Raw genomic sequence first — 22,828 nt, 5'->3', positions numbered from 1 at the left:
CCATCATCGCGTCTAGGTGTTTCTGGTATCAGCGGCTCCAGAATCGCCCATTGTTCGTCTGTTAGTTCTTCTCTTCGTGCCATACGAAGAAGTTAACACGCACGACAAAAAGTTAACAGACCCTATTTATGAAATGAGTTCTAGCTTCACCAAGGGCACTCGGAACTCTTCGCTTCGTGCATCCGGTATGAGCCACCAAGGTGCTGCTTTATCAAGCTCCGACTTCAATGCCGCTGCTCGACTTCGAATCGAATCCACTTCGGATTTTTTTGGTGCGATCGCGAAGTCTTCATCTGCACACAAGAGAAATGCTCTGGCCACAGCCGCCACCGCCGACGCCTGCAAGACCGCCCCCTTGGATAGTACGGAGCGCCTAAAGAAGCCACGTGCGTCTGGACTGCTCTGTATGCGTACGAACCAATCCGAAGCCTGTCGCTCCCGCATTTTCAATGCGAGATAGTTGCGTGCATCAATGCGACATTGCTCTAGCAATGCATTTCTTTGTGGAGAGATGACCATATTTAGCCCATTCAAATTCCAAAGTCTTTCCGATGCAACTCCCATTCTGCAGATACTGCCGGATTAATTTTGTCGAAAATCTTGGAGGACAGCGTTATGCTGGCCATGGCTTTACTGGATTCATATTTCGTATAGGCGTCAAGTGCCGTGACTGCAAATTTTTCAGGGGCGGGACTATTTACGTATAGAGTTCGCATCTGCTTGTACACCTCTTCGCATCGTTGCCGCAGCCACCACATCCTCAGCCATCGAGCCAAGATCTGTTCGCCGAAGAGAACCTGCGCGCACAGAGCGATCCACGATAGTTGCACATCCCTATTTGAAAAGACAGCGGCCCAAATAACCATATAAATAGCTATCAGTACCGTCTCCCTCCTGAGCATCTTTCCGACAATCTCCTTGGTGAAAAGACTATTCTCAAAAAGTTGTGCTGCAAGCCCCAAGATGGGATCAGTTTGAGCATGATTGTAGTAACCAGATGTCTGCTGACTGATCAACGGTGCCCCATATGCCTTGGCTAGAAAATCCTGTGCCCGGGCATCATGGGCACGCGGGGCCAAATGCAATCTTATGAAAATGTCGAGCGTGAATAGAGCTAATACCGCTACAACCTGTATCCATTGAAGCGTACTGATCAAGGATTTTTGGGACGGCTCGTCGAAGTAAGCCACGCATAGGCTGAAGACTATGGTCGCGAAGAAAAGACGAGCGCTCCACAGTTCCGCGATCTCAAGAGGAGTAAAAAATCGATCACGGATTGGATCAATTTTGGCAGCTTGTGTTGTCATCGCATCCCCAATATCTAATGATTTTTCTGTTTGCGAACGTGTCTGGGGGGGTGCTCCCCCCCTCCCTCCCATTCGCCGGTTGCAAGCCAATTTTCAAAATAAAGAAGCCACTCTGCAGTCCAAGGAATGTAGGTTTCGCTAAGTTTCATTGCGGCCTTCCACTCGCCATATTTAGGACGCCATAGGCATAGCTTGATACCCTTTCCGCTGTGAGCGTAGATGTGCGGAGGATATTTTCCATCAGAAAGCTCATACAAATTGGGCGATAGCACGAACATTTCGGGAGCATCCTTACCTGGCCTTACTCTGAGTTCGCACTCGTAAATGCGCGAAACGGCAGAGGGAGAAATGGAAAAACGATAAATCAGTTCGCGCCCCGAATTTATTCTCCATGTCGCATTGGGTAGCGCGATTTTGCTTAGATCCATCGCCCGCACGGCAAGATTGGGCGTTCTCCGTTCACCATAGCCCATTTGATCAGTCTCCAAAAAACGTATGTGGTCTGGAAACTGTGGGAAGCGCCATCCCTGTCGCGGTGAAAAGGGAGGCACGGCTAGCGCTACGCTCCGAAGTCTGGCGTTCCATTTGCGCCGCCTGGACAGCACTCGAAGCCTTAGATCCAAACGACGTCCCGAGCTTCTTGATAACTTGGTCGACTCCCAGTTGTAATTCGATGGCCTCGAACAGCTCGTCAAGATCCCCTGTAAGTTTCTCGTGCCACTGACCGAAGGCCTGTTGCCTTTCGCTGGTGTTCATCGAACTGGCCAAATTGTCGCCAGGTGCTGTGGGATTATCAATGCGCCATTCATCAGTATCCCACCCTGGACCTACTGAAAAATGACGAGGCATATCGGACACGATGTGCATCAAAAGGTCCAGAGGATTAGCATGCGGCAGCGGCGCCAAGCGCTCGTAAGCGGCAGCAGCCAAGCTTGTGATAAAAACAGAGGACGGAGCCAACGTCCCGCCCTCAAAGGCGACATCACGATGGAGCTTAAGTACCTGAATGAAACGGCAGAGCAATCGACCGAACACTTCACCTGGTGCTGATAATGGCTTAATCTCGGCCCGTTTTTCACTGATTGAATCCATAGTGGCGACAAGTTTTCGTACCTCTGTGAAAACCGGCGAAATGGAGGCAATACGGTTGAATTCACGGGTGTAACCGCGCGGGTTCGTTGGCTGATATTGACTGAGCTTTCGATCAGGGATCCATCCGTGAAGGTCGCCGTGAACAGCGAACAGGTTCGGCATATCAATGATCGGGGCAATATCCGCACACATACCCCCCGCATATTCCAGAGTGGCGCAGCGTTCCCATCGTCTGAGCCTTAAACCATGTTGGTCGGCATATCGCTGAAGAGCAGAAAACAAATCTCTAAGCAGACTCGCAGGCTGCCCGTACTTTTGATATGCCGCCTTGCCCAGACGGGCGACAAGATCTATGTCAAAACCAGTACGCTCTGGGTTCGACGGGCGCGTGATTGTCCCTAGCTCGCGTGAACCTTGCGGGTGAATTTCAACAAGCAAGCCTTCGAATTCTGCGCAGTTCACTAGAAACTCTCCTGTACTACGGTAAGAGCGTTCCAATTCTGTTAGTTGAGTTTCCGTGGGTTCAAGCGCTTTCCCAATATCCTCAATAACACGAACGAAGTAATCCGAAGACCGGGTCGAATATGCCCGTTGACGAAGAGCAGTTGGGGATATATGTGCGTTCATACTTTCCTCTCCCGGCCGCTTACCTAAAACAGCGGCCAGCTATCTCATGCATTGATGAAAAGAAAAATTGACAAGGTGGCGCGCAAAACACATTTTTAAGCCCGGCCTAACTCGTGGCGAATTGGAACGCCGCCATTTGACAAGCCATCTCACATCATCAACTCAGCACTGCTTAGTTGAAATCTGAATTGGCCTATCAGCCTATCGATATGTTTTACTCGTGCCGATCAAACGGACACGATGGATCAACGCCGAAGTGCAGTAAATCGCAATGTTGCCAATTAATAACTATCGTTCTTCTACGTGTAGAGGCTTCGTCGCTACGTTGGCAGCGACCCGGCAGATAACTTGCCAGCTTTGATTTCAATTGCACTTGAAGGAGAGGAGCCGTAGCGATTACTGGAATGGCGAACAAATCTAGCCACTTTATTTTCTTCGTCACAGTTCAGTAGGACATGGTCCTGAAGACCACTTTTTGACAAGTCGTCAGACATATTTCTACCATTTTTAAAAGCGAAGCTCATAAAAGAGAGGGGAAACATGCCCTTTAATTTCGTTGACCATTGCGATCAACTCGGCGAAACTGACGGCTCTCACACCAGAGGTTTCGCTGTTTTCCAGGCAGATCTCTCCTCCGGTGGTGCTTCTGGTACCGCCGGAGACCTCCTATCTCGTTTCACCGCTTGTCCGCCTAAACACTAGATATAGTGTCGGTGCAACAAGATTCCTCTAATACTAGTGGGCCGTGCAATTCGAGGCAATCACTATTTTTCAATTTTTTTCGTTGCGCTCTGCTTGACTTTTGAGAAGCTCGGCAGGAAAGCACAATTGCTCGACGTTATTTATATTTTTCACACCGACTCATTTGAGCCACATATGCTGAGGTCTATTGTACTGTACATAACCCCAGCGGCATGAGTTTTGATTCCCGTCTTACACACCCTCGCCTCACATTCCCGATTTTCCGCACTTCCGCGGTGATTCGACCTCACAATTCTGCATGCACTCAACGATCTTTCCTCCTATCGCTGAGCGACATCTCAGCGACGGGATAACATATCAAAACTTAAAAGTTAGAAAAATATTTAATTGTTTATATTATTTATACGATATTAACTTCGCCGCAAAAATAAAGGAGGTAATTCACTTTTCCCAAATTTTCATCTTCTCGGGAAAATAGCGAATGTTTAAGTAATATGGCCGCGAGCTTATCTATGATCTACGCACTAACGCACAAAAAATTCTCTTGATAAGGGTTCGCTTTACTCTTCAAAAATTGCAGTCGCAATCTCGTCGATAAAATTTTTTAATTATTTTTCTTGACGAGTTAATGCCAAAGCTATTTTGATTTTTTTCCTCGCTGCATCTTTCCTCGTTTGAATCAAAATCGTCCAAATAAAAAGGACGCATCCGACAGACACGCCGATAAGTTTTTGATTCTTAATGGCAAGCTGTCCATCTAGAATTTTTCCTGTCCGAAATTATTTTTAACCAACAGCTGCCCCATGCAGCACCCCTCCCCCATCAACCACCTATTGGTCTTACCAATAAACTGGTAATATCCAGTTTCCCAAGAACGAAGGCCACCGGCCTGTCGCCCGCCCTCGGCAATCTGAGGCCGCGCAACGGCGCCACGGTGTCAATTAGAGACAATTCTTTCTCAAAGGAAACACGATGAAATTACTGCGTTACGGCCCGGTGGGGCAGGAAAAGCCCGGCATCCTCGACCAGTCCGGCAAGATCCGCGACCTGTCCGCCCATCTCAAGGATGTCAACGGCGCCGTACTGGATGACGCATCGCTGGAGAAAATCCGCCAGCTGGACATCAACAGCCTGCCCGTGGTCGAGGGCTCGCCGCGCATCGGCGCCTGCGTGGGCAACATCGGCAAGTTCATCTGCATCGGCCTGAACTACGCCGATCACGCCGCCGAATCCAACCTGCCCATCCCGGCAGAACCGGTGGTGTTCAACAAATGGACCTCCGCCGTGGTCGGCCCCAATGACGACGTCAAGATCCCGCGCGGATCGAAAAAGACCGACTGGGAAGTCGAACTGGGCGTGGTCATCGGCAAGGGCGGCACCTATATCGACGAGAAGGACGCCATGTCCCACGTGGCCGGTTACTGCGTGGTCAACGACGTCTCCGAACGCGAATACCAGATCGAACGCGGCGGCACCTGGGACAAGGGCAAGGGCTGCGATACCTTCGGCCCCATCGGCCCCTGGCTGGTCACCCGCGACGAAATCGCCGACCCGCAGAAGCTGGGCATGTGGCTGGAAGTGGATGGCAAGCGCTACCAGAACGGCAATACCAGCACCATGATCTTCGGTGTGGCGCATATCGTCTCCTACCTGTCGCGCTTCATGAGCCTGCAGCCGGGCGACGTCATCTCCACCGGCACGCCGCCGGGCGTGGGCATGGGCGTCAAGCCGGAAGCGGTCTACCTGCGCGCCGGCCAGACCATGCGCCTGGGCATCGACGGCCTGGGCGAACAGCAGCAGAAGACCATCGACGCCTGATCCGTCACGGTTCACCGCGTCACCCCGCGCTGCCCGTCGGCAGCGCGGCAGTATCCCATCCAGGCACAAGAACAAGAATGACCAAGCGCGGGCACGACTGCGCCTGCGCGATCCAATCGACCGCAACAGGGAAGGAGAAGACACAATGAATCACTACGATTTCCAGGGCCGCAGCGCCATCATCACCGGCGGTGCCCAGGGCTTCGGCTATGCCGTGGCCGAACGCCTGCTGCAAGGCCGCGCCAAGGTGGTCCTCTGGGACATGGACGAAAAAGCGCTGGCCGAGGCCCGCACCAGGCTGGAACCGCTGGGCAATGTCGAGACCATCCGCGTGGATATCTCCAGCCAGGCCGACGTGCAGCAAGCCATCGAAGCCACCGAAAAACTGACCCAGTCCATCGACATCCTGGTGCACAGCGCCGGCATCGCCGGCCAGAACAATCCGGTGGCGGACTATTCGCCCGAAGAATGGCGCCGCGTGATCGACATCGATCTCAACGGGGCCTTCTACGTCAATCAGGTGGTGGTCCAGCGCATGATCGCGCAAAACTATGGGCGCATCGTCAACATCGCCTCCATCGCCGGCAAGGAAGGCAATCCCACCGCCTCCGCCTACAGCGCGGCCAAGGCCGGCATGATCGCCCTCACCAAGAGCCTGGGCAAGGAAACCGCAACCCGCAACATCGCCGTCAACGCCATCACCCCGGCTGCGGCGCAAACCCGCATCCTGGAGCAATGCACCCAGGCGCACATCGACTACATGCTCTCCAAGATCCCGCGCGCACGCTTCGTGAAGGTGGAAGAGCTGGCGGCGATGGTGGCCTGGCTGGTGTCCGAGGAAAATTCCTTCACCACGGCCTCCGTGTTCGACCTCTCGGGCGGTCGGGCCACCTACTGATGGCGCCGGGCCGGGCTGGCGGACATGCCCGGCCGATCTGAAGCAGATTGCTTCAGTTGCGCTGCAAGCCTCCGTACTTTCGGCCTACCCAAGACCAGGAACCCGCCCGGATATGAAGGGCGATTCCTGGTCAATTGTTTGTGACCTCGCCATCCACTCAGGGCAAGGCCGGTCGCGGCGGCGTGATATCCACCGGTGCGCGGCTGGCCGGTTCGGCGCTGGCGTAGCCGACCTGGTCCTGGGCATGCACCTTGAACTGGCTGACCACGTCGGACAGGCGCGCGGCCTGTTCCTGCATGGCTTCGGCTGCGGCGGCGGCCTGTTCGACCAGGGCGGCATTCTGCTGCGTGGTCTGGTCCATGTCGGTGATGGCGAGGTTGACCTGGCTGATGCCGTCGCTCTGCTCGCTGCTGGCGGCGGTGATCTCGGCCACGATATCGGCGACCTGGCGCACGCTGGTCACCACTTCGTCCATGGTGGTGCCGGCGCGACTGACCAGTTCGCTGCCGGAGCCGACCTTGGCCACCGAGTCATCGATGAGGGTCTTGATTTCCTTGGCGGCCGAGGCCGACCGCTGGGCCAGCGAACGCACTTCCGAAGCCACCACCGCAAAGCCCCTGCCCTGTTCACCGGCGCGCGCGGCTTCCACCGCCGCGTTCAGTGCCAGGATATTGGTCTGGAAGGCAATGCCGTCGATGACGCTGATGATGTCGACGATCTTGCGCGAGGATTCGTTGATCGACCCCATGGTGGAAATGACCTGCGACACCACCTCCCCGCCATGCTGCGCCACCGACGAAGCCGAGGCTGCCAGCTGGTTGGCCTGGCGGGCGTTGTCGGCATTCTGGGCCACGGTGGAAGTCAGTTCTTCCATGGCCGAGGCGGTTTCTTCCAAGGCACCGGCCTGGCGTTCGGTACGCGCCGACAGGTCCAGGTTGCCGGTGGCAATCTCGCGCGAGGCCGTGCCGATGGCATCAGTGCCGCTGCGCACCTGGCCGACGATGCGGGCCAGGTTGCCGGTCATGGCCTCCAGCGCGTGCATCAGCTTGCCGGTTTCATCCTTGCGGGCGACCAGGGTTTCGTCGACGCGGGTGGTGAGATCCCCGGCGGCGACCGATTCGGCCACATTGACCGCCTTTTCCAGCGGTCGCGTGATGCCCAGCGCCAGGCTGCGTGCAAACAGCCAGCCCAGTGCCACCTGCAGGATGGCCAGGCCGATCATCAGGTTGCGGCTTTCCTGATAGACGCTCTGGATGTGGGCGGCTACCTGGTCGATGTTGGCACGCTGCAGGTTGAGCAATTGTTGCAACTCATCGATATAGCCCTTGGCGGCCACGTCAAAGGGGCCGGCCAGGATCTTGGCCGCTTCCTCAGGCTGGCCATCGGCCTTGGCCTTGGAGATGGCGTCACGGTACTTGATGTAATCCTTGCGCACCTGGCCCAGCCTGGCGAAGACGGCCTTCTCTTCCGGCGACTCGATCAGGGCCTCGATAGCCTTCTGCTGCGAGGTGGACATGCGGCTGGCCTCTGCCGCGTCTGCGGCAAAGAAGGCGGCCAGGCTGGGATCGGCACTCTTGGCAATGGCCGTGGTGCGGCGCACGCTGGTGTGGATGGTGCGGTACCAGTCCGAGACCAGGCGCTCCTTGGTCAGCGGCTCCTGCATCATCTCCCTGGTGGCTTCGGCAATGCCTTGCAGACGCCAGATCGAGAGTGCCACCACAACGCTGGCAGCAGCGAGGATGACGGCAAAACCCAGGCCCAGGCGGCGACCTATCTTCATGTTGGCGAAATAGCTCATCGTTTTCTCTTTTGCGCAGTGGATGGAGGGAGAGACCGGGCATGACGCATACCGGCCTCGGGCGCTTCGGCTGCATGGTGCAACCAAGAGCACCGCAACGCGATCAGGAATTTCCTGACAACAAGCTTCCGACACGGCTAAGGAATGACCACAGCCGCTTCAGGTTGCCACTTGCACACAGCACCATGGGCCGTGTGGCATCAAGCAAGGTAAAGCCCGCGCGAGATTCGCGCATGCACTTTCTCCGGCAATGATCACAGGCTTGCATCACGGCCTATCCGGGCAGACGCCCCCGCAAGCGCACCGGATCGCGAGGCGACATTGTCACCAGCAAGGCAGAGTGACAGGCATTCGTAGTTTCACTTACTGACGTCGCGTCAGCGATGAGCTATGGCGCCATGGTACGCCGGGAGGGCGAATTCAAAGAGAAAAAAAGGATGCCGAAGCATCCTTTCCATTTGGTTTGAGCGCCGCGCAGCGCTCATTGCTGCGCAGCATAATCGGCAATGGTCTGGGTCGTCGGGAAGTGCACCGTGAAGGTACTGCCGTGATCCGGCACCGAGGCGATCTCCAGCGTGGCATGGTGGCGCAGCAGCACGTGACGCACGATGGCCAGGCCCAGTCCGGTGCCCTGGGTCTCGCGCGAGCGGCTCTTGTCGACGCGATAGAAGCGTTCGGTCAGGCGCGAGATGTGTTCGGGGCTGATGCCGATGCCGGTATCCTGCACCGCAAAATGCGCGCCCTGCTCGTCGCTCTGCCAGCGCAGGGTGATGGTGCCGCCTTCCGGGGTATAGCGCACGGCGTTGGTGACCAGGTTGGTGAAGGCACTGCGCAATTCCTCGGCATTGCCCTTCAGATCCGGCCCCTCGACGACGAGACGGATATCGTGCTTGCCCGCCGACAAGGCCCGCCCTTCCTCGGCGATACGCTCCAGCAGCGGACGCACGCGCAGCACTTCGGAGCGCAAGGGGTAGTCGATCGACTCCAGGCGCGTGAGCGTGAGCATGTCGTCGATCAGGTTCTGCATGCGCTGGCCCTGCTCGGTCATGAGCTTGAGGTGCGCCATGCGGGTGGCTTCCTCCAGGTTGGGCTGGGCCAGGGCGATTTCCAGGAAACCGTTGATGACCGTCAGGGGCGTGCGCAGCTCGTGCGAGGCATTGGCCACGAAGTCACGGCGCATCATGTCGATGCGCTGGGATTCGGTCACGTCGTGGGTGACCAGGATCTGGCGCCGGTTCTCGAAGGGAATGATCTGGATGATCAGCTTGCGCTCATGCAGAGCCAGCGTGAGCGGCTGCTCGTAGCGGCCCAGGATGATGTAATCGATGAAGGCAGGATTGCGGATCAGGTTGGTCACGCGCATGCCCTTGTCGCGATCCAGCTTCAGGCCCAGGTGCGACTGTGCGGCCGGATTGCACCACTCCAGGAAGAGCACGTCATCCATGATCACCACACCGTCCGGCAGCAGGCTCATGGCCTGGCGAAAGCGCGCCAGCCACTCGGCCAGTTCGGCCTGGTTCCTTTCGTCGTCACGGCGCATGCGGTACAGGCGTGCATACACATCGGTCCAGGCGCCCCAGCCATCGGGCAGGCGTGACTGGCCGGAATCGTCCAGCCAGGTGGACAGGCGCAGCAGGTAATGCAGGTGGGCGATCATCATCGCGCCCACGCCCAGTACCGCCGTGACCAGTCCGATGATGGGACCGAAAAAGAAAGCGACGACTCCCGCTCCGGCCAGGCATAACACCAGGCGCAATACAGCAGGAATCCAGAACAGAAGTTGTGGACTCATTGATTTGACAGATAAATCTTGGAAGCGCCCGCGCGCCGAATTTGTAATTGTCCTGATTATGACTGACGCGGGCGGATTGGTCTTTGATCTTACTTGGTCGAGAGCATATAGCCGACGCTGCGCACCGTCTTGATGAGGTGCTCGGCATCGCGCAGGGCCTTGCGCAGGCGCAGCACGTGTACATCGACGGTACGTTCCTCGATCACCACGTGGTCCCCCCAGACGCGGTCGAGCAACTGGCTGCGCGAGAACACGCGGTCAGGATGGGCCAGGAAGAACTTGAGCAGCTTGTATTCGGCGTGGCCGATATCGATACGCGCCCCCGACAGGCTCACCGAGCAACTGGCCGGATCGAGCGTGACGGGCCCGGCCGACATCACCTCCTGCGCATGTTCCGGGCTCTTGCGACGCAACAGCGCCTTGATGCGCGCGGTCAGTTCGCGCGGGGAGAAGGGCTTGGTGATGTAGTCATCGGCGCCGTTGTCGAGACCGGCGATCTTGTCTTCTTCCATGCTCTTGGCAGTGAGCATGATGACCGAGAGCTGGTGCAGCTGGCGGTCGGCGCGGATGCGCGAGAGCAGGTGCAGGCCGCTGCGATCCGGCAGCATCCAGTCCAGCAGCACCAGTTGCGGTGCGCGATGCTGGACGAAGTCCCAGGCCGCCGCCGCATTGGAGACCACGAAGCTGGACCAGCCTGCCTCCTTCAGGGTAAAGGCAATCAGTTCGGCAATGGAGGGTTCGTCTTCGACGATGAGGATAGTAGTCATGATAGTCAGGCTTGTTAGCAGTATCGCGGGTCTCCCCTCCGCAATCCGGTGGTGGCTGCCGTTCCCCCGCTGCCACCGCCGGTGCCGTCGTGCTTAGTCTTCTTCCTGGGTCGTCTTGGCCGAAGCGAAGTCGGTATGGCGGATATCCTTGCCACCGACCACGTAGACCACGTATTCCGCGATGTTCTTGGCATGGTCGCCGATACGTTCGATGGCCTTGGCCACCCACAGGGTATCGATGGAACCGGAGATGGTGCGCGGGTCTTCCATCATGAAGGTGATGAGGCTGCGGGTGATGGAGCGGAAGCCGTGGTCGATGCGTTCATCCTGCTTGATCAGTTCGGCGGCCTGCTGGTCATCGAGGCGGGCGAAGGCATCCAGGGCGCTGCGCAGCTGGTCCATGGCCTGTTCGGCGATCAGGCTCACGGTTTCGTAGTGCGAGACCAGGCCGATACCGCGCTTGTGCAGGTGGATGGCGGTACGGGCGATCTTGGTGGCCTCGTCGCCCACGCGTTCCAGGTCGGTGATGATCTTGATGGTGGCCATGACGGTACGCAGGTCATTGGCGGTCGGCTGGCGACGCACGATGAGATGGCTGCAGGCGTCATCGAGCTCGACTTCGAGGCGATTGACGGCTTCGTCGTCCTTCATCACGCGATGGGCGACATCGAGGTTGCCGTTGCGGAAGGCCGCAATCGCATCCTGGAACTGGTGTTCCACCATGCCGCCCATGGCAAGCACCTTGGAGCGGATCTGCTCCAGATCCTGGTCATACTGTTTGGAGGAATGATCGCCGGTCATGTGACGTCCCTAAAAAGAAATTCTATAAATAATATATACAGTGCAATGACTACGGTTCGGGGTGCGGCATGGGCGTAGCGAGCAATCCCGAGGTCTGCGGGAGAAGCGCAGCCGTACTGGGGTACGGCGAGCATCGCAGCGCAGAGATCGGGATGCGCAGTAGCCCAGGCCGTACCCTATTAGCCAAAGCGGCCGGTGATGTAGTCTTGGGTTTCCTTGCGCACCGGATTCATGAAAATCTGGTCAGTCTCACCAAACTCCACCAGCTCGCCCAGGTACATGTAGGCGGTGTAATCCGAGCAACGCGCCGCCTGCTGCATGTTGTGGGTCACGATGGCAATGGTGTAGTCGTTCTTCAATTCACCAATCAGTTCTTCCACCTTGGCCGTCGAAATCGGATCCAGTGCCGAGGTCGGTTCATCCAGCAGCAGCACTTCCGGCTTGACTGCCACACCGCGCGCAATGCACAGGCGTTGTTGCTGACCGCCGGAGAGCGACAGGCCGCTCTTGTGCAGCTTGTCCTTGACTTCACCCCACAGTGCCGCCTTGTTGAGCGCCCATTCGACGCGCTCGTCCATTTCGCCCTTGGGCAGGTTTTCATACAGGCGGATACCGAAGGCGATGTTGTCGTACACCGACATCGGGAACGGCGTCGGTTTCTGGAACACCATGCCGACCTTGGCGCGCAGCATGTTCAGATCCTGACCAGGTTCGAGGATGTTGTTGCCGGCATAGAGGATCTTGCCCTCGGCGCGCTGGCCGGGGTACAGGTCATACATGCGGTTGAAGGTACGCAGCAGCGTCGACTTGCCACAGCCCGAGGGACCGATGAAGGCGGTGACCTTGCCTTCATAGATGTTGAGGTTGATGTTCTTCAAACCCTGGAATCCGCCGTAATAGAAGTTCAGTTGCGAGACTTCCAGCGTGGCCTTCTGGGCCGCAGCGGCGTTCAGAGGTGCGGTCGGAGCGTGGCTTGCCATTTGATGAGCAGTAGTCATGTCGGTCACTTGGAGAATTAGCCGGGGATTTGTTGTTTGAACAGGGTACGCGAGAGCACGTTAAGCAGCAGCACGCTGAAGGTGATCAGCAAGGCGCCGCCCCATGCCAGCGAGACCCAGTTGTCATACGGGCTCATGGCGAACTGGTTGATCACCACCGGCAGGTTGGCGATCGGACGGTTCATGTTGGTGCTGAAGAACTGGTTGTTCAGGGCGGTGAACAGCAGCGGAGCGGTCTCGCCCGAGATACGCGCCACGGCCAGCAGCACACCGGTCACCACACCGGCCTTGACGGCGCGCAGGCGCACGATGATGGCCACCTTCCAGCGCGGCGCGCCCAGGGCGAAAGCCGCTTCGCGCAGGCCGCTAGGGACCAGCTTCAACATGTTGTCGGTGGTGCGCACCACCACCGGAATGGCAATCAGCGAGATGGCGAAGGTACCGGCCCAGCCCGAGAAGTGGTTCACGTTGGCCACGTAGATGGCGTAGATGAACAGACCGATGACGATCGACGGTGCCGACAACATGATGTCGGTGACGAAGCGGGTCACCTGGGCCAGCTTGCTTTCCTCACCGTATTCGGCCAGGTAGACACCGGCCAGGATACCGATGGGGGTGCTGATGAGGGTACTGATACCGACCATCATCAGCGAACCGACGATGGGGTTCAACAGGCCGCCGCCAGCGTCGCCCGGACCGGGCGTGTTTTCGGTCAGCAGGCCCAGGTTCAGGGCGGCCACGCCCTTGAAGACCAGGGTCAGCAGGATCCAGGCCAGCACGAACAGGCCCAGGCCCATGGCCAGGAAGGAGAACAGCATGCCCATGCGATGCTGCAGCAGGCGACGACGATAGACGGGATTGACGGCTTGCGCCTGATCGGCGCTCTTGATGCCGGCTTGTGCGGTCTGGCTCATTATTTGGCTCCTTCCTTGCGGGTCATGCCCATGAGCATGATCTTGGCGGCGGACAGAACGATGAAGGTGATGACGAACAGGATCAGGCCCAGCGCAAACAGCGAGGACACGTGCAGCTTGCTGGAGGCTTCGGCGATTTCATTGGCCAGGGTCGAGGCGATCGAGTTGCCGGCCGAGAACAGCGACCAGGACAGGCGGTGCGAGTTGCCGATCACGAAGGTGACCGCCATGGTCTCGCCCAGCGCACGACCCAGGCCCAGCATGACGCCGCCGACCACGCCGGTCTTGGTGTAGGGCAGCACCACCTTGCGCACCACTTCCCAGCGGGTGCAGCCCAGGCCATAGGCCGATTCCTTCAGCACGGCGGGCACGACTTCGAAGACGTCGCGCATCACCGACGAAATGAAGGGGATGATCATGACCGACAGGATCAGGCCGGCGGTGAGGATGCCGATGCCCATGGTGGGGCCCGAGAACAGCACACCAACGCCGGGGATCTGGCCCAGGGTGGCCTTCAGGAAGGGCTGGCCGTATTCGGCAAAGAGCGGCGCAAACACGAACAGGCCCCACATGCCGTAGATGATGGAGGGCACGCCGGCCAGCAGTTCCACGCAGGTGCCCAGCGGGCGGCGCAGCCTGGCGGGGCAGATTTCGGTCAGGAAGAGCGCGATACCGAAGCTGACCGGGAAGGCGATCAGCAGGGCGATGATCGAGGTCGACAGCGTGCCGACGATGGCGATCATGGCGCCGAATTCGTTGTTGGTCGGATCCCATTCGACACGCGTGATGAAGCCTGGTCCGAATGCCTGGAAGGCAGGCGCGGCGCCGATGATGAGGGAAACGATGATCCCGCCCAGCATCAGCAGCACGGACAGGGCGAAGATCAGAGTGATCTTGTGGAAAAGGAAGTCCTGCAGTCGCTGGCGGCGCATGACGGCCATCAACTTCTCGCGCGCGGCTTGCGCACTTTCAGTCTCTGTCGGGGATTTTTTGACTTCGGTGTTCGACATTGCCGTGGTGGAATAATTAGCGCTCATTTGAATTCACCATTAAAACGGGCCATCGCCGCGAATGCTCTGTTGTCCAGAGTTGCTCGTTTTCGCTGCGATGACCCGAATACTCCGTGGGGAGAGGCTTGATTGGCCGGGCCCTCAAGCCCGGCACGGCTTGGCCGGAATTACCAGATGGCCTTGCCGCTGCTGTCCTTCAAGTTGCTCTTCCAGGACTCTTCCACCAGCTTGGTGACCGATTCCGGCAGGGGCACGTAGTCCAGTTCGGAAGCAGTCTTGCCACCGTTCTTGTAGGCCCAGTCGAAGAACTTCAGGACTTCCTTGCCCTTGGCGCCATCGCCATCCTGTTGCTTGTGCAGCAGGATGAAGGTAGCGCTGGAGATCGGCCAGGAATCCTTGCCGGCAGCGTCGGTGAAATCAACGGCGAAGCCAGGGGTCTTGGCCCAGTCACCGTGGGCGGTAGCAGCCTTGAAGGAGGTGTCGTCCGGGGAGACGAAGTGACCATCCTTGTTCTTGAGCTGGGTGTAGTTCAGCTTGTTCTTCTTGACGTAGGCGTACTCGACGTAGCCGATCGCGCCCTTGACCTTCTGCACGTTGGCGGCAACGCCTTCGTTACCCTTGCCACCCACGCCGGTGGGCCACTTCACGGCAGTACCGGCGCCGATCTTGCTCTTGAAGTCGGCGTTGGCCTTGGACAGGTAGGAGGTGAACACGTAGGAAGTGCCCGAAGCGTCCGAACGGTAGACGACGGTGATGTCTTCAGCCGGCAGCTTCACGCCCGGGTTCAGGGCGGTGATTTCCGGTGCATTCCACTTGGTGATCTTGCCGGCGTAGATATCGCCCAGCACTTGGCCCGACAGCTTGATCTGGCCGGGAGTCACGCCGTCCAGGTTGACCACGGGGACCACGCCACCCACCACGGCGGGGAACTGGGTCAGGCCGGCTTGAGCCAGTTCAGTTTGCGGCAGCGGGGCATCGGAGGCGCCGAAATCGACGGTCTTGGCCTTGATCTGCTTGATACCGCCGCCAGAGCCGATGGACTGGTAGTTCAGGCTGTTGCCGGTGGCGGCCTTGTACTGCTCGGCCCACTTGGCGTAGACCGGGTACGGGAAGGAGGCGCCAGCGCCAGTGATTTCTGCTGCATGCACTGCACCGCTGAAGGCGAACGCGCCAGCTACTGCGATTGCAACAGACTTGATCAGATGGTTAAACCCCATTTCTGCTACTCCTATGATTTTGAAGAGAGGATAGTCACCGAGAAACATCACATCGAGAGGGATGACTTTCGAGACAGGGCGAACTTTAACCAGCTATTGTGACGAGTTTATGACCCGAACTTGTCATCCAGATCAGATCGCAGCAGGTCGATAACTATCAGAAAGATCACTTCAGGCGAACTCGGGCAAGCGCCCGAAAAACCAGTTTGCCAGGCGCCATGCGGCTTTCCTGACAGTTTGATGTCCTGCCCCAGGGCGGGCAGCAGGCAGGGTTGCCATCTGACAAATATGATTTTGTCATCATATTGAGATGGATTTATACTGGGAAAGTGTAACAATGCCTCACAGGTGTTGTCATAAACTCGTCATACCTCCTAAATACACTGCCCGCTCAAAGTGGATGGACAGGGACCATTGATGACCAGAAAAGCAAAGCCGGAAAGCAGTACCCAACCTGAACTTCCTGCCAATACGATTTACCTCAACCGTGAACTGTCGCAGTTGGCCTTCAACCGCCGCGTATTGGCCCAGGCCGAAGACGACAGCGTGCCGCTGCTGGAGCGCCTGCGCTATCTGTGCATTTGCAGCAGCAATCTCGATGAATTCTTTGAAGTGCGCATCGCCAGCCTGCTGGCCAATCGCATCGAGGGCGAAAACATCGATCCGCCCGAACTGCGCGCCGCACTGGAACGTACCAGCGCAGAATGCCACCGCATCGTCACGCGCCAATATGAACTCTTGAACGATGAGATCCTGCCGCAGCTGGCCGCCAATGGCATCCACCTGCTGCGCCATGACGACCGCAATGATGCCCAGCGCGCCTGGGTGAAGCACTATTTCGAACAGCACGTGCGCCCGCTGTTGACGCCCATCGGGCTCGATCCGGCGCACCCCTTCCCGCAGGTGCACAACAAGAGCCTCAATTTCATCATCGAGCTCTCCGGCAAGGATGCCTTCGGACGCGGCACGGCGGTGGTCATCGTCAAGGCACCGCGTGTGCTGCCGCGCGTGATCAAGCTGCCGGACCATCTGTCGGCCAAGGGGCAGTCGTCGTTCTGCCTGCTGTCCTCGGTGATCCATGCGCATATTGCGGACCTCTTCCCGGGCCGCGACATCACCGCCTATTCGCAATTCCGCGTCACCCGCAACAGCGACCTGTGGGTTGATGAAGAAGAGGTCAAGAACCTGCGCCAGGCGCTGGAGACCGAATTGCAAAGTCGCCAGTTCGGCGTGGCGGTACGCCTGGAAGTGGCGGCCAATTGCCCGGAACACCTGGCGCAGTTCCTGCTGAACCAGTTCAACATCGAGCGCAACCGTCTCTATGCGGTGCAGGGTCCGGTGAACATGGTGCGCCTGGGTGAGATCGCCAACCTGGTGAACCAGCCGGAGCTGCGCTTCCCGCCCTTCTCCCCCACCCTGCCGCCGCAGCTGGCCAATGAAAACATCTTCGCCGCGCTGGACAAGAAGGACGTGCTGCTGCACCACCCCTTCCAGTCCTTCCAGCCGGTGGTGGACTTCATCCGCACGGCTGCGCATGATCCGAGGGTGCTGGCCATCAAGCAGACCATCTACCGCACCGGCATGAACTCGGACCTGATGGAAGCCCTGATCTACGCCGCCCAACACGGCAAGGAAGTGACGGTGATCGTGGAGCTGATGGCGCGCTTCGACGAGGAAGCCAACATCAACTGGGCGGTGAAGCTGGAGCAGGCCGGCGCCCAGGTCGTCTACGGCGTGGTCGGACTGAAGACCCACGCCAAGCTGGCGCTGGTGATCCGCCGTGGCGAGGACCAGAACCTGCGTTTCTATGCGCACCTGGGCACGGGCAACTATCACCCCAACACCACCAAGTTCTACACCGACTTTGGCCTCTTGACCTCCAACCAGGAGCTCACGGCCGAGGTCAACGAAGTCTTCATCCATCTCACCAGCCTGACCAAGCCGCGCAATCTCGTGCACCTGTGGCTGGCGCCGTTCTCGCTGCAGAAGGAAATCATCCGTGCCATCCGCAACGAGAGCCAGATCGCCCGCGAGGGACGACCTGCCCGCATCATTGCCAAGATGAATGCGCTGCTGGATGAATCCGTGATCCGCGCGCTCTATGCGGCCTCGGCCGACGGCGTCAAGATCGACCTGATCGTGCGTGGTGCCTGCGCGCTGCGTCCGGGCGTACCGGGGCTGTCGGAAAACATCAAGGTGCGTTCCATCATCGGGCGCTATCTGGAACACTCGCGTATCTATTACTTCCGCAACGACCTCAAGCACGATGTCTACCTGGCCAGCGCGGACTGGATGAACCGCAATCTGTTCCGCCGCATCGAAGTCGCATTCCCGGTGCTGGACAAGGTCCTCAAGAAGCGCGTGATCAACGAAGGACTCAATCCCTACCTGAAGGACAACACCCACGCCTGGCACCTTGACGTCAACGGTGTCTACACCCTCAAGAAAGCGCGCAACAAGCAGCAGTGTTTCAACGCCCAGCAGCACCTGATGACCACGCTGGGCATTCCGGCGACACCACCGGAAGAACCTGTGTGATGCTGCCGGTGGCCGCCTGCTGATTTCCTCAAGGAGCTGAGATGGACCTGATTCTGTGGCGTCATGCCGAGGCCGAGCTGGGTGAGCCCGACGAGGGCCGCGCCCTGACCCCCAAGGGTCACAAGCAGGCCGCCAAGATGGCCGAATGGCTGGACCGCAACCTGCCCGAAAGCTGCCGCATCCTGGTCAGTCCGGCCACGCGTACCCTGCAGACGGTGGAAGCCTTGAAGCGCAAGTACAAGGTGGTGGCCGACCTGGCCCCCAACATGAGCGCCGACGACCTGCTGCGCGCGGCCAACTGGCCCGACAGCCGCGAACCGGTACTCATCGTGGGCCACCAGCCGACGCTGGGACAGGTGGCCGCGCGCCTGATCTCGGGCCAGCCACAGGAGTGGTCCCTGCGCAAGGGCAATGTATGGTGGATCGCCCAGCGCGAGCGTGGAGATATCACCACCAACTATCTCAAGGCCGTGGTCGCACCCGAATTGCTGAACAGTCCCGGCAAGCATCCTCCCCGTTGAAAGCCGCACCGGATGGCTGGATCAAGCCGCCATAGCCCCAAAGTGAACAAAAAAATCGCCGCACCCCGTCCAGGCGGGCTGCGGCGATGCTTCATGCAGAGAGGTGAAGTGAATTGCAAAAAAACGGACGGCCTCAGAAGGTTTCCCAGTCGCCGTCATCGCCCCCGCTCGGGACGCGTGAGGCTGGCTTGGCCTTGTTGTCCGCAACCGGCGGCAAGGCCGCCCGCTTGAGCACCGGGGCGACCTTGGGCGCCGCCGACGGTGCCGGTGCCGCAGGCTTGACTGGCGTGGCAGCCGGTTTGGGCGCCGGGCGCTGTGCCTGGACCGGGGGCCGCACAGTCGCCGTCTCGCCCTGCCCCACACGGAAGATCGCCACTTCCTGCATCAGCGCCTGAGCCTGTTGTTCCAGCGACTTGGCGGCGGCACTGGCCTGTTCCACCAGGGCAGCATTCTGCTGGGTCGCTTCATCCATCTGCGTGACCGCCCGCGAGACCTGATCGATGCCGGCGCTCTGCTCGTTGGAGGCTGCCGAGATCTCGCTCATGATGTCGGTCACGCGCTGCACCGCCTGGATCACGTCGTTCATGGTGTCGCCGGCCTGGCCGACCAGCTCGGAGCCCGCCTGTACGCGCTCCACCGAGTGCATGATCAGTTCCTTGATTTCCTTGGCGGCACTGGAGGAGCGCTGCGCCAGCGCGCGCACCTCGGTGGCCACCACGGCAAAACCGCGCCCCTGCTCACCGGCGCGCGCGGCTTCCACCGCCGCATTGAGGGCCAGGATATTGGTCTGGAAGGCGATGCCGTCGATGATGCTGACGATGTCGGTGATGCGTGCCGAACTCTCGCGGATCTCTTCCATGGTCTGCACCACGCGGCCCACCACGGTATTGCCGTCGGCGGCGATGGTGGAAGCATTGACCGCCAGTGTGGTGGCCTGGCGGGCATTGTCGGCGTTGTGCTTCACGGTACTGGTCAGCTCTTCCATGCTGGAAGCGGTTTCCTCCAGCGCGGCGGCCTGCTGCTCGGTACGCGTGGACAGGTCCAGGTTGCCCGAGGCGATCTCGCGGGTGGCCGTGGCAATCGCATCGCTGCCGCCGCGCACGGCGTGCACGGTACGCGTGAGGCTCTCCTGCATGCGTGAGAGCCCTTGCAGCAACTGGCCCATTTCATTCTTCGAATGCACATGCACCGGCTGGGTCAGGTCGCCGCCGGCAATGGCATCGAAGTGGTGCAATGCGCGCTGCATCGGCTCGCCGATGGCACGACGCAGCGACCACCAGCTGAAGAAAGCCAGCAGCAGACCGGCGACGATGGCCACGATGGAGAACAGGCGCGAGGCTTCGAAGCGCGCCATGGTCGATTCCACGCTCTGGGCCGCCTGCTCGGTCTCATACTTGCTCAGGGCCTGGCCGTCGAGCTGCATGACGGTATAAATGGTGCCGACCTTGCGCGCCTGGTCGGCGATGGCCTGGCGGTCACCGCCCTTGATTACCTCGGCGAAGCGAACCAGTTCCTGTTCGGTCTTCTCGATGCCGTCGGAGACCTTCTTGACCAGCACCTTGCCGTCTTCGGTCTGGGGCAGCGCGGTGTACTTGCCCCACCACTGCAGGGCTTCCTTGCGCGCATTGGCATCCATGCCCATCATGCGCTCGGCCCAGGCGGGGTCATTGGTCATGGCGGCCTGGTCCAGCGAGGTACGCTGGCGGCCGATCCAGATCAGGGTATTGTCGGCGGCAACGGTCTTGGGAATGCGTTCTTCGGAAAGCTGGCGGTTGATGCTCACGGCCGCAGACATGCCCAGCTGGCCCGACAGGCCCAGCGCCAGCAGCAGGAGGGAAAGCACAAGGACGGCAATGGCAAGCTGCGCCTTGATCGAGAGGTTCTTGAGGGACATGGACTGGTTCCGGTGGATGAAGGGAAAGATGCCGTTCTGTGGATCCCCGGGGGCAGCGTGCTGCGCGCAACTGGCGTGATCGTCGCAGGGCCTGTGTGGCCCCTTGCGCGACGTCGCGCTCTTTCCCCCCGGTGCTGCAGTTGACCGCCCGCCCCTTGCCGGAACGATCCGTCTGCAACGTTTGATATAGCTTTACGGCAACTTCGCAATTATCTTGAATTCTCACGAAACGTGCTTGCCACCCGCTGAAAATAAAAAAGCGCCGCCACCTTCACGGGTAGCGGCGCTTGCACGCTGAGCTGCATTGCAGTTGATTTTTTGTTGATTGACGGTTCACTTAAGTTACATCATGAATTCACCGACCAATACAGTCGGACCACCGCACAGCCGATCAGAATTCCTCGAAATCATCATCCCGCGTCACGGCCGCAGGCTTGCGTTTGGCCGAGCTCGCCGCAGCCGGCAGAGCAGCCACCGGCGGACTCTTCGCCGCGCTCACCGCCGGTGCCGGGTTGACGGTGCGTGTCGCTGGCGGACTGCTCATGGTCGGTACGAACGCCGACTTCTGCGGTGGCACCTGCTGCGCCGTCTTCAGCCTGAACACGCCCACCGCACGGGCCAGCACATCGGATTGCTCCTGCAGACTTTCGGCGGCGGCGGCGGCCTGCTCGACCAGGGCGGCATTCTGCTGGGTGATCTCGTCGATCTGGGCAATGGCGTTGTTGACCTCGGCGATGCCGGCACTCTGCTCCTGGCTGGCGGCCGTGATCTCGCCCATGATGTCGGCCACGTGCTTGACCGAGGCCACGATCTCGCTCATGGTGGCGCCGGCTTCGTCAACCAGCTTGCCGCCGGCATCGACCTTGTCCACCGAGTCACTGATGAGTTGTTTGATTTCCTTGGCGGCGGCGGCACTGCGCTGGGCCAGCCCGCGCACTTCGGAGGCCACCACGGCAAAACCGCGGCCCTGCTCGCCCGCCCGCGCGGCTTCGACGGCGGCATTCAAGGCCAGGATGTTGGTCTGGAAGGCGATGCCATCGATGACACCGATGATGTCGACGATCTTGCCCGAGCTTTCCTTGATCGATCCCATGGTGGCCACCACATCGCCCACCACGCGGCCGCCCTTGGTAGCGTAGTCCGAGGCCGACAGCACCAGCTGGTTGGCCTGCTGCGCGTTGGCGGCGTTCTGCTGCACGGTGGAGGTGAGCTGCTCCATCGAGCTGGCGGTCTCTTCCAGGCTGGAGGCCTGCGACTCGGTGCGGTTGGAAAGATCGACGTTGCCGCGCGCGATTTCATGCGAAGCCACGGCGATGACGGCTGCGCTTTCCTTGACCTCGTTGAGCGTGCTGGCCAGATTGCCCTGCATGGCATCCAGGGCATTGACCAGTTGCGCGGCTTCATCGCGGCCCCGGTCGTGGAAGTCGTGACTCAGGTCGCCACGGGAAATCGTTTCCGCAATCTGTCCGGCACGCTTGAGCGGATTGACGATGGAGCGCGTGATGACGAAGGTGAGGAAGAAACCCAGCGCCAGCGTCAGCCCTCCCATGGCCAGCATGCCGATCTGGGCCTTGCGATAGCTGTCCTTGGCCTCGGCGTGGGCCTGCTTCATGTCCTCCTGCTGGAACGCGGCCAGCGCGGCCACGCTGGCCATCCACTTGTCGTGGGCAGGCAGGAAATCACTCTTCAACTGCTGGGCGGCATCGAAGTAATTGTTGCTGGCCACCTGCTGGCGGATCTGCTCGACCAGCGGGAACAGCTTCTTGCTCTGGTCATTGGTGGCCGCCAGCAATGACTTGCCCTGCCCCTCGGTAGAGAGCGCGGTGATCTGCTGTTCATAACCGGCATAGGCCTTCAGAATCTGCCCCAGGTGGGCATCCTCGGCCTTGCCCTCGGCGGCGTCAGTGGGCGTGACCACCTTGCGCAGAGCCAGGGCCAGCTGGCTGCCGGCCTCGCGCATGTTCATGGCGGCGGTCATGGCGCTGACCTTCTGGTCAATCACGTATTCGCTGCTGCTTTCCAGCTCGGCCATGCGCCACAGACCGATCAGCAGGATGGCGGTGGCCAGCAGCAGGATGAGGCAGAAGCCGAAGGCCAGGCGACTGCCGATCTTGAGATGTTGGATCATGGATGC

Annotated in this window: 18 protein-coding genes; 4 read left to right on the top strand and 14 right to left on the bottom strand. The window is 59.5% G+C overall.

The window, feature by feature from the left end; translation table 11 throughout:
- Positions 1-126 precede the first annotated feature (126 nt).
- Genes HWE01_RS19515 through HWE01_RS19500 form a run of 4 tightly spaced genes read right to left on the bottom strand, consistent with a single transcriptional unit; the run spans position 127 to position 3,026 of the window.
- The gene (locus HWE01_RS19515) at positions 127-519 is read right to left on the bottom strand and encodes a hypothetical protein (protein ID WP_241822617.1); all 393 of its coding nucleotides are present in this window, start codon (positions 517-519) and stop codon (positions 127-129) included.
- Positions 520-530: 11 nt separating this feature from the next.
- Positions 531-1,307, bottom strand: coding sequence for a hypothetical protein (locus tag HWE01_RS19510; RefSeq protein WP_241822616.1), 777 nt, complete (start codon positions 1,305-1,307; stop codon positions 531-533).
- 14 nt (positions 1,308-1,321) lie between these two features.
- Positions 1,322-1,780, bottom strand: a complete 459-nt coding sequence (locus HWE01_RS19505; protein ID WP_241822615.1) for a type II CBASS E2 protein — start codon at positions 1,778-1,780, stop codon at positions 1,322-1,324.
- Between the two features lie 4 nt (positions 1,781-1,784).
- Positions 1,785-3,026, bottom strand: coding sequence for a nucleotidyltransferase domain-containing protein (locus HWE01_RS19500; RefSeq protein WP_241822614.1), 1,242 nt, complete (start codon positions 3,024-3,026; stop codon positions 1,785-1,787).
- Between the two features lie 1,674 nt (positions 3,027-4,700).
- On the opposite strand from HWE01_RS19500, the gene HWE01_RS19495 reads away from it, so the two are divergent.
- Both HWE01_RS19495 and HWE01_RS19490 read left to right on the top strand, forming a co-directional pair.
- The gene (locus HWE01_RS19495; protein ID WP_241822613.1) at positions 4,701-5,546 is read left to right on the top strand and encodes an ureidoglycolate lyase; all 846 of its coding nucleotides are present in this window, start codon (positions 4,701-4,703) and stop codon (positions 5,544-5,546) included.
- Positions 5,547-5,691: 145 nt separating this feature from the next.
- Entirely contained in the window at positions 5,692-6,444 is a 753-nt protein-coding gene (locus tag HWE01_RS19490; RefSeq protein WP_241822612.1) for an SDR family NAD(P)-dependent oxidoreductase, read from the top strand.
- Between the two features lie 157 nt (positions 6,445-6,601).
- On the opposite strand, the gene HWE01_RS19485 is transcribed toward HWE01_RS19490, so the two are convergent.
- From HWE01_RS19485 to pstS, 8 genes are all read right to left on the bottom strand, one after another.
- Positions 6,602-8,242, bottom strand: a complete 1,641-nt coding sequence (locus HWE01_RS19485) for a methyl-accepting chemotaxis protein (protein ID WP_008326616.1) — start codon at positions 8,240-8,242, stop codon at positions 6,602-6,604.
- 481 nt (positions 8,243-8,723) lie between these two features.
- Positions 8,724-10,034 (bottom strand): phosphate regulon sensor histidine kinase PhoR, encoded by a 1,311-nt coding sequence (gene phoR / locus HWE01_RS19480; RefSeq protein WP_034349884.1) that lies wholly within the window; start codon positions 10,032-10,034, stop codon positions 8,724-8,726.
- 89 nt (positions 10,035-10,123) lie between these two features.
- Entirely contained in the window at positions 10,124-10,801 is a 678-nt protein-coding gene (locus HWE01_RS19475) for a response regulator (RefSeq protein WP_175344102.1), read from the bottom strand.
- Positions 10,802-10,894: 93 nt separating this feature from the next.
- A complete protein-coding gene (phoU, locus tag HWE01_RS19470; RefSeq protein ID WP_008326613.1) occupies positions 10,895-11,602 on the bottom strand; it encodes a phosphate signaling complex protein PhoU in 708 nt (235 codons plus the stop codon).
- Positions 11,603-11,781: 179 nt separating this feature from the next.
- Complete coding sequence (gene pstB, locus HWE01_RS19465; RefSeq protein WP_008326612.1) at positions 11,782-12,582, bottom strand: phosphate ABC transporter ATP-binding protein PstB; 801 nt, start codon at positions 12,580-12,582, stop codon at positions 11,782-11,784.
- A 35-nt stretch (positions 12,583-12,617) separates the two neighbouring features.
- On the bottom strand, positions 12,618-13,514 hold the full coding sequence (gene pstA / locus HWE01_RS19460; protein ID WP_008326611.1) for a phosphate ABC transporter permease PstA: 897 nt from the start codon (positions 13,512-13,514) through the stop codon (positions 12,618-12,620).
- On the bottom strand, positions 13,514-14,551 hold the full coding sequence (gene pstC, locus HWE01_RS19455; RefSeq protein WP_008326609.1) for a phosphate ABC transporter permease subunit PstC: 1,038 nt from the start codon (positions 14,549-14,551) through the stop codon (positions 13,514-13,516). Before pstC ends, pstA begins: the two co-directional genes overlap by 1 nt.
- Before the next feature lie 140 nt (positions 14,552-14,691).
- Positions 14,692-15,741, bottom strand: a complete 1,050-nt coding sequence (gene pstS, locus HWE01_RS19450; protein WP_175344104.1) for a phosphate ABC transporter substrate-binding protein PstS — start codon at positions 15,739-15,741, stop codon at positions 14,692-14,694.
- A gap of 417 nt (positions 15,742-16,158) precedes the next feature.
- On the opposite strand from pstS, the gene ppk1 reads away from it, so the two are divergent.
- Complete coding sequence (gene ppk1 / locus HWE01_RS19445) at positions 16,159-18,279, top strand: polyphosphate kinase 1 (protein ID WP_008326604.1); 2,121 nt, start codon at positions 16,159-16,161, stop codon at positions 18,277-18,279.
- A gap of 41 nt (positions 18,280-18,320) precedes the next feature.
- On the top strand, positions 18,321-18,800 hold the full coding sequence (sixA, locus tag HWE01_RS19440; RefSeq protein ID WP_008326603.1) for a phosphohistidine phosphatase SixA: 480 nt from the start codon (positions 18,321-18,323) through the stop codon (positions 18,798-18,800).
- Between the two features lie 133 nt (positions 18,801-18,933).
- Here the strand turns inward: sixA and HWE01_RS19435 are convergent, their stop codons facing one another.
- On the bottom strand, positions 18,934-20,694 hold the full coding sequence (locus tag HWE01_RS19435; RefSeq protein WP_241822611.1) for a methyl-accepting chemotaxis protein: 1,761 nt from the start codon (positions 20,692-20,694) through the stop codon (positions 18,934-18,936).
- A 391-nt stretch (positions 20,695-21,085) separates the two neighbouring features.
- Positions 21,086-22,822, bottom strand: coding sequence for a methyl-accepting chemotaxis protein (locus tag HWE01_RS19430; protein WP_241822610.1), 1,737 nt, complete (start codon positions 22,820-22,822; stop codon positions 21,086-21,088).
- Positions 22,823-22,828: the final 6 nt, after the last annotated feature.

It is taken from the genome of Herbaspirillum sp. C7C8, assembly GCF_022627875.1.
Lineage (GTDB): Bacteria > Pseudomonadota > Gammaproteobacteria > Burkholderiales > Burkholderiaceae_D > Herbaspirillum.
Note: the sequence above shows the minus strand (reverse complement) of the source record. Positions and strands in the feature narration are given on the sequence as shown.